Here is a 14,186-nt window from a genome sequence, read left to right on the forward strand (position 1 = left end):
TTTCCTTGGTGAATGGGAACGGTGGTGGCTGCGGGCCGTGCTTCAGCGCAGCGGCGGGCAGCTCATGCCATCGGTATTGGCCAGCAGCACGGTGGCGCTACGGCTGGCGCGGGCCAGCTTGCGCGCCAGGGCGTCCGAGAATCGGTTTCGCCAGGAACTTTTCTTAATGGCAGGTAAGACAATTTCATGGCATCCCAGCATTTCGGCCGTGTCGAGTATCGTAAAAATGATTTCGCCGGAAAAAATGTGGGTGGTGAAGTCAATATGTGAACGGCTCAGGTACAAGCCGGCCTCGTGCATGATTTGCTCGGTTGCCAGCGTGAGCGTACTGCCGGCGTCTTCAGCTGCGTCTTGCTGCGGCAGGCCTATGGCGGGGCGTGCCTGCGCTGGCGTCACATGCAGCAGGCTGACACTCACGCATATCCCCCATTCCTGTAGCCGCTTGGCGTAGCGCGCACCAAAGACGATGTCGCTGGCCCGTTTGACCGGCAGCAGGAGCTGCAGCGTATCCTGGCTCCCGGTGCCGTGGGTGGCCGCGGCGCTGTCTGGGGCGCGGTCATGGCGTTGCGGAGCAAGGCGCGAAGCATGCATGGAGGGACGTCAAGGGAAGGGGGAAACCGCGCCATCTTATCGGTGCCCTTTCCCTCTGTAAATTGGCGAAACAGCGTACGGGTTTCCCTTATGTCGTCACGGTTTTAATAGCGGTAGGTGACGTACACGGCGCCGACCGGGGAGGTCTTGCGCTGCACGATGGGGCTCTTGGCCGCGTCGCCCAGGCGGCTCTCGACGCCGACCAGGGTATTGATGCCCCAGCGCGCATCGAAGCGGTGCTCCCAGTTGATGGTGGCCTGTGCTTCATAGAAACCGCCCTTGGGCGTGTATTGCTTGAACGAGGTGTTCGCGGCCTGGGTGGCCGTCACGCCATACATGGTCTGCACGTACTTGCGCTCGCCCCAGCCCAGCTGGCCGCCGATGGTCACGCTATCCTGCTGCGCGCCCTTGGCATCGGTCCGGCTGTAGATCTGGCCCGCCGCGCCGAAATGCACATTCGCGCCATTTTCGCGGTTCGACAGGGGAATGTCGCTCGACACGCTCAGCGACAGGCCCGGCAAGGGCGAATAGCCCGCGCTGAGCAGGGCGCTGGCGTTGCCCTTGACTTCGCCCATGCCCTTCAGGTAGTCGCTGCCGCCCCAGCCATTGGCGCCATTGCGCTTGTGGTCTTCGCGGTTGCCGCGGTAGCCCAATGCCGCGCTGTAGCTGAAGGGGCCGGCCTGGCCGCCATAGCCGATGCCGCGCGAAGTGCTGAAGAACAGGCCATTGGCCATGGCGTAATCGAGGATGATCAGGGGCGAGGCCGACAGCTTGTCGGCGCCGGAATAGCTGGACACGGCAGCGACGCCGCCGCCGATGGTGAAGACATTTTGCGGGGCCGGTTCGGCCGCGGCGGCGGCCAGCGGGTTGAGGATCATGCCGCTGGCGAGTGCCAGCGCGGTCAGCAGGGTTGTGGGTGCGTGCATGGAATTTTCCGTCAGGTGGAGAACCGAGTCCGGAGTGGCTCGATTGACTGCCGACAGTATCTATCCTTGCCATGAAGGAAAAATGAGCCTTTTATTAAGATTGGATGAAGAGCGCTTCTTTACCCATTCTTCAGCTTGCGGTGGTTTAATACTCACCATGAAGATACTGCTGATTGAAGACGATATGGACCTGGGCAATGGCGTGCGGATCGCCCTGCGCGACCAGGGCATGCAAGTGGTCTGGGTGCGCAGTCTGGAGGATGCGGCGCGCAGCATCGAGCACGACAGTTGCGAACTGGTGCTGCTGGATCTGGGATTGCCCGACGGCGATGGCCTCGATTTGCTGGCCCGGCTGCGCGCGGCGCGCCTGCCGGTGCTGATCCTCAGCGCCCGCGATACGCTGGAGCAGCGCTTGCGGGGCCTGGACGGCGGCGCCGACGATTACCTGGTGAAGCCCTTCGTGCTGGCCGAGCTGCTGTCGCGCGTGCGCGCCCTGGCACGCCGCAGCTATGGTTTCGATGGCGACACCATCGAGTTGCGCGGCCTGCTGCTGCAGGTGCCCACGCGCAGGGTCAGCGTGCATGGACGGCCCGTGGAGCTCACGGCCAGCGAATATGCCCTGCTGAAAACCTTGTTGATGCGCGCCAACCGGGTCATCACGCGCCGCGTGCTGGAAGAGCATATCCTGCCCGGCGGGCTGGCCAATGCCAGCAATACCCTGGATGTGCATATGGGCAACTTGCGCCGCAAGATAGGCGAGGGTTATATCCGTACCGTGCGCGGCGTCGGCTATGTCATCGATCAGCAGGGCGAGACATCCGTCCCGCCGGGTGCCGGCGCATGATGGGGCGTTTCTGGGCCATGCTGCGCCGGCCCACCCTGGTGCGCCGCCTGATGATGGCGCAAATGCTGATGCTGACCGTGTTGTGGAGCCTGGCCGTGGCATATGTGCTGTTCGAGGGCACGAGCGAAGCGAGCAATGTGACCCGCGGGGTCTTGCACGCCATTATCAGCGTGGCCGACAACCTGGCTGACCAGCCCGTGCGCCAGGAGCAAAGCTTGCGCGCCATCGACGAAGCCTTGCGCGAGGAATTTGAAATGGGGAAGGTGCCGGAACTGGCGCCGCGCATCCTGGTCTGGCGCGAGGGCAAGCTGGTCTACAAGTCGCCGAGTGCGCCCAGCGGCATCCGCAGCGCCGGTCCGGAACAGATGGAAGTGGTGTACGTCAAGGGCCAGGCATGGCGCAGCCGCAGCCTGGCCGAAGGGGCCACCCGCGTGACCGTGCTGGAAGTGGGCGGCGCCTGGCAATTTTTCATCACGATCAATTCACGCGGCTACTACCTGCTGCCGTTGCTGATCAGCCTGCCGTTCCTGCTGGTGCCGGCCTGGCTGTCGATCCGCCTTGCCATGCGCCCGTGGCGCAAGGTGGCGCAGGAGGTGGCGGCGCGCGGGCCGCAGGATCTGCGTCCGCTGACGTTCAAGCCGCCGCATGGCGAACTGGCGGCGCTGGTCGACAATATCAATGCCCTGCTGCAGCGGGTCGATGCCAGTGCCGCGCGCGAACGCAGCTTCATCGCCGACGCCACGCATGAGCTGCGCACGCCGCTGGCGGCCATGCGCGTGAATGTCGAGGCCTTGCAGGGACAGGCGCATGATGCTCGCCAGCAAGAGCTGCTGGACGGTATCTTGAACAGCGGCAACCGGGCCGCGCGCCTGGTGGGGCAGTTGCTGCAGCTGACGCGCAGCGAAGTGCAGGCCGGCGGGGGCGAGCTGCCGCGGCGCCAGGCGCTCGATACCTTGCTGCAAGACCGCCTGGCGGCCCTGTCCGGCCTGGCTCAGGCGGGCGATATCGAGCTTGAATTGCAAGCCAGCGTTTCGCTCAGCGTGCCCGGTCAGCGCGAGAGCCTCGTGTCGCTGATCGACAATCTGGTGGAAAATGCCATCAAGTACAGCCCGCGCGGCAGCAGCGTGACGGTGTCGCTGCATGCGGAGCGGGGCCAGGCCGTGTTGCATGTGGCCGACCAGGGGCCGGGTATCGCGCCGGCGCTGTATGAACGCGTGTTCGACCGCTTTTTCCGCGCGCCGCAGCAGGCGCAGCCGGGCAGCGGCCTGGGCTTGTCCATCGTCGCTTCCGTCGTGCAACAGCATGGCGGCACGATTCAGTTGCACAGAGGCAATGGTGGCCTGGGCTTGCTGGTGGAGGTGCGCCTGCCGCTGGCCGAGGCCTGATTCTGTCGGCGCGCCTTGCGATATTGCATGAAAATTATTTTGTGTGCTTATAACGCAAGATGGCATGGCGTGGCGCACGCTTGCGATGCATAATGCGGGACAGTTAAAAAACACCGTTATGCGCCCATTCCTGTCCCGCTACCTGCCGTATCCCGCCTTTGTCGGCCTGTATCTGCTGTTTGACTGGGCCACGTATATCGACCCGATGTACGGGCTGAACATCACCCCGTGGAATCCCGATCCCGCGCTGGGCCTGGTATTTTGGCTGATCCACGGCCGCAAGGCGGCGCTGCCGTGGTTTATCGCCCTGGTGGCCGGCGAGGTGCTGGTGCGCGGCATGCCGGCAGGCCTGCCCCTGACCTTGCTCTGTTCGGCGTGGCTGATGCTCGGCTATGGCGGTATCGGCGCAGTCTTGCGCCGCAGTTTCAGCAGCAGCGACATCTTCGACAACCGGCGCCGCCTGAGCGCCTGGGTTGCCATCGTGCTGCTGGGCACCGTGCTCAATGCGCTCGGCTACATTTCCTTGCTGTCGCTGACGGGACGCATCCCGGCCGGCGAATGGGGGACGGCAGTCTGGCGCTTCGGCATCGGCGACATGGTCGGCATGCTGGTATCGATGCCGCTGATCTGGGTGCTGTTCAGCGAGCGGGGGCGCGAACGCCTGCATGCCGCCGTCTGGCGTTGGGAAACCCTGGCGTATCTGGCCCTCGCCAGCTTCGTGCTGTGGAGCCTTTTCGGCTCCATCGTGCGTTCCGAATACAAGCATTTCTATTTCCTGTTTCTTCCCGTGATCTGGGCCGCCTCGCGCCAGGGCTTGCATGGCGCCGTGCTGGCCGTGTTTGTATTGCAACTATGCATCATTACCCTGGTGAAATGGACGCATGCGGTCGATATCCAGTTTTATGAATTGCAGCTGCTCGATGCCGTGCTGGCGCTGGTGGGGTTTTTTATCGGCATCGTCGTCGATGAAATGCGCCAGGTGGCCGACGAATTGAAACACACGATGCGCTTGGCGGCCGCCGGCGAGATGGCGGCGGCGCTCGCGCATGAGCTGAACCAGCCGCTGACGGCCTTGTCGACCTATGGCAAGGCGTGCGAATACTTGCTGGAACGGGGCGAGACTGGCGCCCTGCTGCAGGGCGCCGTGGGACATATGATCGTCGAATCGGGACGCGCCGCGGACGTGGTGCGCCGCCTGCGCGACTTTTTCCGCACCGGCGCGATGCAGCTCGAAGCGGTGGAGGCGAGCGCCTTGATCGAGGGCATGGCGCGCCAGTTCACGCCGCTGTTTCATGAACACGGCATCGAACTGGTGCTGGCGCCGCCGTCGCCGCTGGCCGTCAACGCCGACCGCCTGCAAATCGAGCTGGTATTGCGTAATTTATTGGCCAATGCGCAGGATGCGGTGATGGGCCAGCCGCGCGGCCGGCGCCGCATCACGGTCTCTGCCGAGCGGCTCGAAGGCGGGCGGCTGCGCCTGTCCGTGGAGGATAGCGGCCCCGGCATTTCCAATAGCCTGGCGGCACGCCTGTTCGAACCGTTCGTCTCGACCAAGGCCAGCGGCCTGGGCCTGGGGCTGGTGCTCAGCCGCAGCATCGTCGAAGCGCATGGCGGCCAGCTATGGGCCGAAGTGGGCAGGCATGGCATTTTTCGTTTTGTCCTGCCCCTGGCGCGCGCCAGCGCGGCCGCTACAGGAGAGTATGGTGACAAGTAATTTGACAGTGTTTATCGTGGATGACGATCCCGCCGTGCGCGATGCGCTGGGTTTGCTGCTGGGCATACGCGGCTATCGCACGGCCCTATTTTCCTGCGGCGAGGATTTCCTGCACAGCTGGCGGCCCGAGTGGGCCGGCTGCCTGCTGGTCGATATCCGCATGTCCGGCATGGATGGTCTGAGCCTGCAGCGCCGCTTGCTGGAGCTGAAATGCATGCTGCCCATCATCATTATCACGGGGCACGGCGACGTCACCCTGGCACGCCAGGCTTTCAAGGCGCAGGCCAGCGATTTCCTGGAAAAACCGTTTGACCACGACAAGCTGCTGGCCGCCATCGACGAAGCGTTTTCGCGCGAGGCGCATGCGCGCGGCCAATTGCTGCGCCAGGTGGAGGGGCAGGCCTTGCTGCGCGCCCTGACGCCGCGCGAGCGGGAAGTGATGCATCTGGTGGTGACGGGCCAGCACAACCGCGATATCGCCCCGGCGCTGGGTATTTCCGTGCGCACGGTGGAAGTGCACAAGGCGCGCCTGATGGACAAGCTGGGTGTCGACAATGTGGCCGACCTAGTGCGCATCAGCATGCTGGGCACCGGCTAGCCGCTGCCGCGTTGTCTAGGCGATGGTCTGCAATACCTGATCGACCGAAATCGCCTTGACCCAGTCGCTGCGCCGGGCCACCGTGATGACGGTGCTGTTGGCGCTGTCGAACGGCGCCCATTCCGGATTCTTCTTGCGCATCAGCGCCACCACGGGTACATGCACGGCGTTCGCCAGGTGCATGATCGACGTTTCCACCGAAATAATCAGGTCGCATTGCGCCAGCATGGCCGGCAGCTGGAAAAAGTTGTCGACGGCGCTGAAGGCTTGCGTACGCGGCAAGCCATGCGCCTGCACGACGGCATTCACCTTGGCCAGTTCCTGCGGCATGGCATTGATCAGGAAACAGGCATTTGCCCACTTTGGCATCGCCTGCATGCGCGCGATCAGTTCGGCGATGCGCTCCAGCGGCCAGCCGCGCTTGTGCGACTTGGCAAACGGATTCAATAGCACCAGCGGCCCCTGGCGCGGGGCAAAGCCCCAGGCGGCCAGCTGCTCCTGCGCCTGCTGCAGTGCGTGCTCGGGAATGTGCACGAAGGGATAGCGCTCGGCCTCGGGAATGTCGAGGCCCGTCAATTGACGGAACCAGTCCGCATATACGCTGCTTATATGGTGCTCGCCCGCATCCTGTCCCGCATACGAGGCCAGCACGGCATCGATCTTGCGGTAGGCCAGGTAATGCCAGGGGCGCAGCGGACTGAACGGTTTGCGCGTGCCGATCACCAGCCCGTGCGGGCTGATCGCGCGGGCAAGGTCCGCATACTGCTGTGGCCGCACGTGGGCCAGCGACACGACGACAGGATAGTGTTCCGCCTGGGCTTCGCGCAGTGACTCTTCGTACAGCGCCGGGCTGTAGGTCTTGCGGTACACCTTGGCGAACAGGCCCGATTGTTCCACCCAGTCGTACAGCGAATAGGTGCGCAAGCCTTCCCATTGCCTGGAGTCGGACGTGCGGCGGACTTCATCGACCCACAGGTGGATCTGGATATGGGGATAGGCCGCGGCAAAGGCGCGGAAACCGTTTTGCAGGTAGGTAAAGTCTCCCAGCGCCAGATGGGCGATGAAAAGAATTTTGTCCGACTTTTGTAGAAGTTCGGCGGGAATCAAAGGCGTCATGTATCAGTACGATTTCAGGTATTCGGTCGATGGTGTCAAACCACTTGCTGGGAAAACTGCAGGCGATGCAGATTGGCATACGCGCCGTTGGCATCCAATAATTGCTGGTGACTGCCGGTTTCCATTATTTTCCCATGTGACAATACCACGATACGGTCCGCACGTTCAATTGTTGATAGCCTATGAGCAATAACTAAGGTGGTTTTTCCTTGCATCAGGTGTTCCAGTGCCGCTTGCACGGCCCGTTCCGCCTCCGTATCCAGTGCCGAGGTGGCTTCATCGAGGATCAGGATGGGCGCATCCTTGTAGATGGCGCGGGCGATGGCCACGCGCTGGCGCTGGCCGCCGGACAGGCGCGAGCCATTGTCGCCCAGGCGCGTTTCCAGGCCATCGGGCAAGCCGTCGATGACGTCCGACAGGAAGGCGGCGGCGGCGGCCGCTTCGATGCGCTGCCGGTCCGGCGTTGCATCGCCATATGCGATATTCGCGGCCAGGGTATCGTCGAACAGCACCACCTGCTGGCTGACCATGGCGATCTGGCTGCGCAGGCTGGTCAGGGCGATGGCATCGATATTCTGCCCATCGAGCAAGATCTCGCCACTGCTGGCCGAATAAAAACCGGGCAGCAGGCTGACCAGGGTCGATTTGCCGCCGCCGGACATGCCGACAAAGGCGACCGTTTGTCCTGGCGCAATGCTCAGGTCGATGTGCCGCAGAGCCGGCTCCTGATGTCCGGGGTAGGCAAAGCTCACGTCCTTGAATTCGATGCGACCTTTGCTGCGGCCGGCGAGCGGCGTGCCACCCGTGCGTTCCGGCGTCTTGTCGATCAGCTGGAAGACTTCCTCGGCGGCGGCCATGCCGCGCTGCAAGGGACCATTCACCTCGGCCAGCTGTTTCAACGGTGTCAGCAGCATCAACATGGCCGTGATGAAGGATACGAAGCCGCCGACCGTGATCTGCCCCTGCTCCGACTGGAACAGGGCCATCACGATGACCAGGGCCACGGCGGCTGCCGTGATCACCTGGGTGATGGGCACGGTGGCGGAAAAGGTCGTGGTCATGCGCATGCTGTAGCGGCGCAATTGCTCGGCACGCTCTTCGAAGCGCGCTTTTTCGTAGTCCTGACCACCGAAGATCTTGATCACTTGCTGGGCGCGCGTGGTTTCCTCGATGACCTGGGTCAGCTCGGCATTGACGGCCAGCGAGTCGCGGTTGAGTTTTTTCAGGCGCTTGCCCGTGGTGCGCACGACGATGGTCAGCAGGGGCAGCAGCACCAGGGTCACGAGGGTCAGCACCCAGTTCAGGTACAGCAGCCACGCCAGCAGGCCCAGCACGGTCAGCGAGGAGCGCACGATCGAGGTAAACACCTTGGTCACCATCTCGATGATCTGCTGCACCTCAAACATGATGGAGTTGATGACCTTGCCCACCGTGTGTGTGTTGTAGAAGTCGATGGGCAAGTTGAGCATGCTGGCAAACATCCGGCGCCGCAACTCGTTGAGGATGCGCGTGGAGACATAGCTCATCAGGTAGCTGCTGGCGAACGTCGACGCGCCGCGCATGGCAAAGATGCCGATGACGATCAGCGGTACCAGCCAGAAGGAAAAATTCACCTTGCCGCCAAAGCCATTGTCGAGCAGCAGCTTGAGCGCATATGGCAGCAGCGGTTCCGTGGCCGCCGTGACGACCATCGCCAGCAAGGCCAGGGCCAGGTGTTTCTTGTAGGGCGCGTGCAGCGCAGTGAGACGCTTCAGGTCGGGCGTGAGCATCGGTATGGTTCCTTGCAGGGGACAGCAAAAACGGTCAGGCGAAAAACGAGCTCAGGCAGTGCGTTCCTGCTGGCGCAGCATGGCCCATAGCATCACCATCGGGAAGACCAGCATGATGATGCCGATATTCAGGGTGAGCGAGCTCGTCGTCAGACCAAAAATCATGTAGCAGGTGCACAGTACCACGCCTGCCAGCGCATATGGCTGAGCTCCAGGGGCACTGTGGCGCAGGGCGCGGGCAAACAGGGACAACGGAACGAGGAAGAGCGCCAGCAAGGCCAGGACACCAATAATGCCGCGCTTGACCAAGGCATCGAGGTAGTCGTTGTGGGCATTGGTATGCCTGCGTATGGAAATGTTCGCTTTGCCTTCAGCCACCAGCATCGATTTTTGTTCCATATACCCGTTGCGGCCCAGGCCTGTCCAGGGGTGTTGCTGGGACATGTCGATCGCGGTGCGCCACATTTCGATCCTTTGCCCGATGGAGGTATTGACTTCACCACGATCCTCAAATGTGTGCAGGTTGGAAATGCCGAGGGTAATACGTTCTTTGATCGTCGAATGTGGAAAAACGTAGGCCACGATGGAAAGGCCCGCCAGGGCCAGTAGCCCAATGACCAGATAGCGTTTTCCATGCTTCTTGCTGTGGTGTATAACCAAGAAAATCAGGCAGACGGGCAAGGCGATCCAACCACCGCGACTGCCGCTGATGATGGAACCGACGATGCCTGCCAAACAGCCCAACAGCAAGACGGCTCTCCATAACCAGCGGTGAGGTTGCGTGCTGGCCCAGTCGAGCCCGCACATGGCCAACATACCAAGCAAGATGCTGATATTGCCATAATGAATCGCGTTACTGGTTGCTGCAAGAGGACGTGGCATATCCTGCATAAAAAATTGCCAAATTGCTAATATTGTGCCTGCAACCGCACCGATGGCTACACCTGCCCACCAGGCCTCTGCCCGGGGCGGATATGCCAGCAGCAGCAGCAGGACAGGTACGGCCAGCAGTGCCCGCAAGGGCATGTCGAGTTCTCGCGCCGGATCTGCGTGGTACAGCATGTTGGCAGTGAAAACACAGAAATATAGCAACAGGGTGCTCAGCAGCAGATAATCCTGGCGTTGCAAGTTCAGGCGGGGACGTTTCCATAGCAGGCAGGTGCTCGCGAGCAGAAGGGCCAGGGCTCCGAATGAATATCCGCTGGTGACAGCCAGCGCTAATGCCGAAAAGAGAAAAACACAAACAGAGGTCAGGCCGAGCATGAATATCCTTGGTAACGCACGTCGTCGCCATTATGGCAACTGTAGCAACATAAAGTAGGCGTCATTGTAATCGAAGGTGGCAACAAAAACGTCCCTGGAATTTTACTCTTTGATAACTGCACGGGCGATCTCAAGGGGGAAATGAAAAAAACCATGGTTTTCAGCCATGGTTTTTTTGTAAGCAATGGTAACTTGCTGTTATTTTGCCAAGGCCGCAAGGCCGGTCATGCGTTTCAGGCGGTGGCTGGCACGCGGGTGGCCACGCCGGTGGCGATGGCCGCTTGCGACACGGCAGGCGCGACCCAGCTGCGCAGGCGCTCGTCGAACGGCGATGGAATCAGTTGCAGCGGCGTCAGGGCGCTGGTGCTATGGCCCGGCAATGGTTCCTTGGCCAGCGCGGCGATGGCGCGCACGCAGGCCAGCTTCATCTCTTCATTGATGGTGGTGGCGCCCACGTCGAGCGCGCCACGGAAGATGTACGGGAAGCACAGCACGTTGTTGATCTGGTTCGGGTAGTCCGAACGGCCCGTGGCCACGATGGCGTCGTCGCGCACGGCATGCACTTTTTCCGGGGCAATTTCCGGATGCGGATTGGCCAGGGCAAAGATCAGCGGCTTGGCGGCCATCGATTCGACCATCTGCGCGCTCACCACGCCGCCCTTCGAGACGCCGATGAAAATGTCGGCGCCAACCATGGCGTCGGCCAGGTCGCGGTCGCTGGTGTCGTTCGCGTAGCGCGCCTTGTTCTCTTCCATATTGGCATCGCGGCCCGGGTAGATCACGCCCTGGCTGTCGCACACTTTCAGCAGCGATTTATTCAGGCCCAGCGAGACGAGCAAGTCCAGGCAGGCGATCGAGGCCGCGCCAGCGCCCGAGACGGCCACTTTCACGTTGCCGATATCCTTGCCCACCAGTTCCAGGCCGTTCAGGATGCCGGCCGCGACGATGATGGCCGTGCCATGCTGGTCGTCGTGGAAGACGGGAATGTTCATGCGCTTGCGCAATTGCTGTTCGATATAGAAGCAATCCGGCGCCTTGATGTCTTCCAGGTTGATGCCGCCGAAGGTCGGCTCCATGCGCACCACGGTGTCGATGAACAGGTCGGGATCGTTCTCGGCCAGTTCGATGTCGAACACGTCGACGTCGGCAAATTGCTTGAACAGGCAAGCCTTGCCTTCCATCACCGGCTTGCTGGCCAGCGGACCGATATCGCCCAGGCCCAGCACGGCCGTGCCGTTGGTGATCACGGCCACCAGGTTGCTGCGCGACGTGTAGGTGCCGGCCGTGCGCGGATCTTCCACGATCGCTTCGCAGGCGAAGGCCACGCCCGGCGAGTACGCCAGGGTCAGCGCGCGGGCGTCGCCCAGCGGTTTGGTTGGCGTGACGGAAATCTTGCCTGCGCGAGGTTCGGCGTGATAGGCGAGGGCGGCTTCTTTCAGGTTGAAGGTTTCGCCGTTCTGTTCGGCGTGCTTGCTGTGCGAAGTAGACATAGGAATTCTGGGAAGGGCATACAGGGCCCGAGTGGTCAATCCGAGCCATGTTATGCAAGCGTTTGCACGCTGTCAAGGCTGGATTGTACTTAAGAGTGTCAAAACCGCTTTGGGAAATGGCTTTATCTCAATGCAAGCGTTTGCTCGGTTTTTGACGGAATGGGGAATTTTTACGATAAAATCACGGTATTGCGATCCGGGAAGCCCATGACAAACAAGAACCCCACCTTAAGCGACGTCGCGCGGGCCAGTGGCGTGCACTTTTCCACCGTTTCACGCGTGATGAACCCGGCAACGCGGCAAATGGTCAGCGCCGAGGTGGCCGCGCGCGTGCTGGCCGAAGCAGGCCGGCTCGGTTACCGGCCGAACCGCGCCGCCTCCACCCTCGTCACGCGCAAGTCGCGCATCATCGGCGTGGTTTTGCCCGACATTACCAACGCGGTTTTTCCGCCGATTCTTCTGGGCATCGAGGAAGGCTTGCGCAAGCATGGCTACCTGGCCATCGTCGCCAATGTCGGCGCCGACGAGGAAGAGCAGCTGTTCGTCATCAACCGCCTGCTGGGGCAGCAGGTCGATGGCCTGATTTTGGCTACCGCACGGCGCGACGATCCCGTCATCAAGATGTGCATCGACCAGAATGTGCCGGTGGTGACCGTCAACCGCAGCGACGAGACGGGCGTCGCTTCCTGCGTCGTCAGCGACGACGTGGTCGGCATGCGTCTGGCCGTGGAACACTTGCTGGCGCTGGGCCACCGGCATATCGCGCATATTGCCGGCCCGGAAAACCTGTCCACGGGCCACGTGCGCCGCCTCGGTTTCCTGGCCGCCATCCAGGCCAGCGAACTCGATCCCTCGCAAGCGTTCGTGTTTGAAAGCAGCGGCTATTCGCGCGAATGCGGCAAGGCAGCCCTGCTGGAGCTGCTGCGCCAATCGCCGCGGACGACGGCCGTGGTGACGGGCAGCGACCTGGTGGCCCTCGGCTGCTACGACGCCATCCGCGAACTGGGCTTGAGCTGCCCTGAAGATATTTCCGTGGTGGGGCACAACGACATGCCCTACATGGACATGATCCGCCCGCCCCTGACTACCATCCGCATCCGCCACCACGGCATCGGCACGGAAGCGGCCCGGCTGATCCTGCAAACCATCGATTCGCCCGACTCCGCCGTGCTCGACGTGCGCCTGAAACCCGAGCTGGTGGTGCGCGAATCGACGGCCGCTCCCCGGGGCTGAGGCCGCGCCTGGGGCCGCGCCGCTGCAAGGTGGTACACTGGCGCCCCTCAACGTATTTTGCCCCTCTATCGCCATGACCAAAACCAACACGCCTTCCCCGAAACGCCGCGAAGAGGGCGTCGCCAAGCTGACTGTCAATCCCTTCCTCGATGCCGAGTTTTACGCGCGCATGCGCGATTACACGGAGCGCGATGCGGCCATCATCAAGGAATTGAAGGCGATCGCCGAGATCCGCGCCGGCAACAAGCAGCCCGATCCCCGCCTGGCGCCGTCGCTGGAAGCCCTGCGCAGCACCGTCAAGAAAGGCTTGAGCTTTGGCGAAATGCTGGAGCGCATGGCCGCCGGCAAGGAAAAAGGCTTGTGGGAGCCGTGGATGACGACCTTCGGCATTGAAATTCGCGCTGTCAACTACGGCGCCGGCCCGCGTAACGCCTGCCTGGTGCTGGATCTGGCCGCGAATGCCGCCGCGCACGCCATGTTCGCCAAGGCGGGCATCCAGAACTGGCGCAGCCTGGCCGCCGACGACTGCTCCGTCGTGCGCTCGGAAAAGGCGACGGAAACCACGCCCTTGAAAGTGTATGCCGTGTTTTACCTGGATCCGCTGCCAGCCTGATCCGCCAGCAGCACCAGCGCCAGCACGATCAGCACCACGCCCGATAGCCGTTCCAGCGACGGCAGCGCGCGCGCAAAGCGCTGCCGCAGGGCGGCGCTGCCGATGGCCAGCGCCACCGCCATATCCCACGCCAGCACGGCAAAGACCATCCACGCGCCATACGCCACCATCGCAATGGGACTCGTCTGCCTGGCGGCCAGCACGGTGGCCAGGCTGACATAGAACAGCGCATTCTTCGGGTTCAGGATGGCGGAGACAAACCCCATCGCGACACCGCCGCGCCAGCGCGCCTTGCCGGTGGCGGGCTTTGCCTCCAGGCTGCTCTTGCCCGCATGGCGCAGGAACAGCCAGCCCAGGTACAGCAGATAGGCGCATCCCGCCAGCCGCACCAGCATGAATGCCGTGCTGCCCGCCCGCAGCACCGATAGTCCCGCAAACGCCGCCACGATAAACACCGCATTGGCCACGGTAATGCCCACGCACGTGCCGGCGGCGCCGCGCCAGCCGTGGGCCAGCGAGGTGCGCGCGATCAGGAAAAAATCGGGACCGGGCGACAGCAGGGAAAGAAAGTGGGCGGCGGCGATGAGGAGAAAATCCTGCATGGAGTTTGGCTCCGGCAATGGCGATGCGCGAGTATGCCGGGG

General features: G+C 62.6%; 12 protein-coding genes and 1 pseudogene. 6 read left to right on the plus strand and 7 right to left on the minus strand.

Features of this window, described 5'->3' with window-relative positions; all coding sequences use genetic code 11:
* Positions 1-42: 42 nt before the first annotated feature.
* Both O3301_RS06255 and O3301_RS06260 read right to left on the minus strand, forming a co-directional pair.
* Positions 43-591 carry a universal stress protein gene (locus O3301_RS06255; protein WP_305055904.1) on the minus strand — a complete coding sequence of 183 codons (549 nt, stop codon included), beginning with the start codon at positions 589-591 and terminating at the stop codon, positions 43-45.
* A gap of 104 nt (positions 592-695) precedes the next feature.
* The gene (locus O3301_RS06260; RefSeq protein ID WP_289898810.1) at positions 696-1,517 is read right to left on the minus strand and encodes a MipA/OmpV family protein; all 822 of its coding nucleotides are present in this window, start codon (positions 1,515-1,517) and stop codon (positions 696-698) included.
* Between the two features lie 157 nt (positions 1,518-1,674).
* Between O3301_RS06260 and O3301_RS06265 the strand changes: the two genes are divergently transcribed.
* From O3301_RS06265 to O3301_RS06280, 4 genes are all read left to right on the plus strand, one after another.
* Entirely contained in the window at positions 1,675-2,361 is a 687-nt protein-coding gene (locus O3301_RS06265) for a response regulator (protein ID WP_289911354.1), read from the plus strand.
* The gene (locus O3301_RS06270; protein WP_305055905.1) at positions 2,358-3,746 is read left to right on the plus strand and encodes an ATP-binding protein; all 1,389 of its coding nucleotides are present in this window, start codon (positions 2,358-2,360) and stop codon (positions 3,744-3,746) included. Before O3301_RS06265 ends, O3301_RS06270 begins: the two co-directional genes overlap by 4 nt.
* A gap of 118 nt (positions 3,747-3,864) precedes the next feature.
* Positions 3,865-5,460, plus strand: a complete 1,596-nt coding sequence (locus O3301_RS06275) for an ATP-binding protein (protein WP_305055906.1) — start codon at positions 3,865-3,867, stop codon at positions 5,458-5,460.
* Positions 5,461-5,476: 16 nt separating this feature from the next.
* Positions 5,477-6,058, plus strand: coding sequence for a response regulator transcription factor (locus O3301_RS06280; protein ID WP_305055907.1), 582 nt, complete (start codon positions 5,477-5,479; stop codon positions 6,056-6,058).
* Between the two features lie 15 nt (positions 6,059-6,073).
* On the opposite strand, the gene O3301_RS06285 is transcribed toward O3301_RS06280, so the two are convergent.
* The 4 genes and pseudogenes from O3301_RS06285 to O3301_RS06300 form a co-directional block, all read right to left on the minus strand.
* Complete coding sequence (locus O3301_RS06285; protein WP_289917072.1) at positions 6,074-7,174, minus strand: glycosyltransferase family 9 protein; 1,101 nt, start codon at positions 7,172-7,174, stop codon at positions 6,074-6,076.
* A gap of 35 nt (positions 7,175-7,209) precedes the next feature.
* Entirely contained in the window at positions 7,210-8,943 is a 1,734-nt protein-coding gene (gene msbA, locus O3301_RS06290) for a lipid A export permease/ATP-binding protein MsbA (RefSeq protein WP_289917069.1), read from the minus strand.
* A 51-nt stretch (positions 8,944-8,994) separates the two neighbouring features.
* Complete coding sequence (locus tag O3301_RS06295; RefSeq protein ID WP_305055908.1) at positions 8,995-10,206, minus strand: O-antigen ligase; 1,212 nt, start codon at positions 10,204-10,206, stop codon at positions 8,995-8,997.
* Between the two features lie 251 nt (positions 10,207-10,457).
* Positions 10,458-11,696 (minus strand): annotated as a pseudogene (locus O3301_RS06300) (malic enzyme-like NAD(P)-binding protein); the annotation flags it as partial.
* A gap of 207 nt (positions 11,697-11,903) precedes the next feature.
* Here O3301_RS06300 and O3301_RS06305 point away from each other — a divergent pair.
* Together O3301_RS06305 and O3301_RS06310 are read left to right on the plus strand one after the other, a co-directional pair.
* Positions 11,904-12,929, plus strand: a complete 1,026-nt coding sequence (locus O3301_RS06305; protein ID WP_099666682.1) for a LacI family DNA-binding transcriptional regulator — start codon at positions 11,904-11,906, stop codon at positions 12,927-12,929.
* 73 nt (positions 12,930-13,002) lie between these two features.
* Positions 13,003-13,542: a hypothetical protein gene (locus tag O3301_RS06310; protein WP_305055909.1), complete on the plus strand. Its 540-nt coding sequence runs from the start codon at positions 13,003-13,005 to the stop codon at positions 13,540-13,542.
* Here O3301_RS06310 and O3301_RS06315 read toward each other — a convergent pair.
* On the minus strand, positions 13,518-14,144 hold the full coding sequence (locus O3301_RS06315; protein ID WP_305055910.1) for a LysE family translocator: 627 nt from the start codon (positions 14,142-14,144) through the stop codon (positions 13,518-13,520). The two genes, O3301_RS06310 and O3301_RS06315, sit on opposite strands and share 25 nt — an antisense overlap.
* Between the last annotated feature and the right edge of the window lie 42 nt (positions 14,145-14,186).

The sequence above is a fragment of the Janthinobacterium sp. SUN211 genome, from assembly GCF_030587315.1.
GTDB classification, from domain to species: Bacteria; Pseudomonadota; Gammaproteobacteria; order Burkholderiales; family Burkholderiaceae_D; genus Janthinobacterium; species Janthinobacterium kumbetense.

Excerpts from the sequence above, each read along its gene's own strand:
- O3301_RS06305 (WP_099666682.1), top strand. The coding sequence starts at position 11,904 with ATGACAAACAAGAACCCCACCTTAAGCGACGTCGCGCGGGCCAGTGGC.
- O3301_RS06310 (WP_305055909.1), top strand. The coding sequence starts at position 13,003 with ATGACCAAAACCAACACGCCTTCCCCGAAACGCCGCGAAGAGGGCGTC.
- O3301_RS06275 (WP_305055906.1), top strand. The coding sequence starts at position 3,865 with ATGCGCCCATTCCTGTCCCGCTACCTGCCGTATCCCGCCTTTGTCGGC.
- msbA (WP_289917069.1), bottom strand. The coding sequence starts at position 8,943 with ATGCTCACGCCCGACCTGAAGCGTCTCACTGCGCTGCACGCGCCCTAC.
- O3301_RS06265 (WP_289911354.1), top strand. The coding sequence starts at position 1,675 with ATGAAGATACTGCTGATTGAAGACGATATGGACCTGGGCAATGGCGTG.
- O3301_RS06260 (WP_289898810.1), bottom strand. The coding sequence starts at position 1,517 with ATGCACGCACCCACAACCCTGCTGACCGCGCTGGCACTCGCCAGCGGC.
- O3301_RS06315 (WP_305055910.1), bottom strand. The coding sequence starts at position 14,144 with ATGCAGGATTTTCTCCTCATCGCCGCCGCCCACTTTCTTTCCCTGCTG.
- O3301_RS06295 (WP_305055908.1), bottom strand. The coding sequence starts at position 10,206 with ATGCTCGGCCTGACCTCTGTTTGTGTTTTTCTCTTTTCGGCATTAGCG.
- O3301_RS06255 (WP_305055904.1), bottom strand. The coding sequence starts at position 591 with ATGCATGCTTCGCGCCTTGCTCCGCAACGCCATGACCGCGCCCCAGAC.
- O3301_RS06285 (WP_289917072.1), bottom strand. The coding sequence starts at position 7,174 with ATGACGCCTTTGATTCCCGCCGAACTTCTACAAAAGTCGGACAAAATT.
- O3301_RS06270 (WP_305055905.1), top strand. The coding sequence starts at position 2,358 with ATGATGGGGCGTTTCTGGGCCATGCTGCGCCGGCCCACCCTGGTGCGC.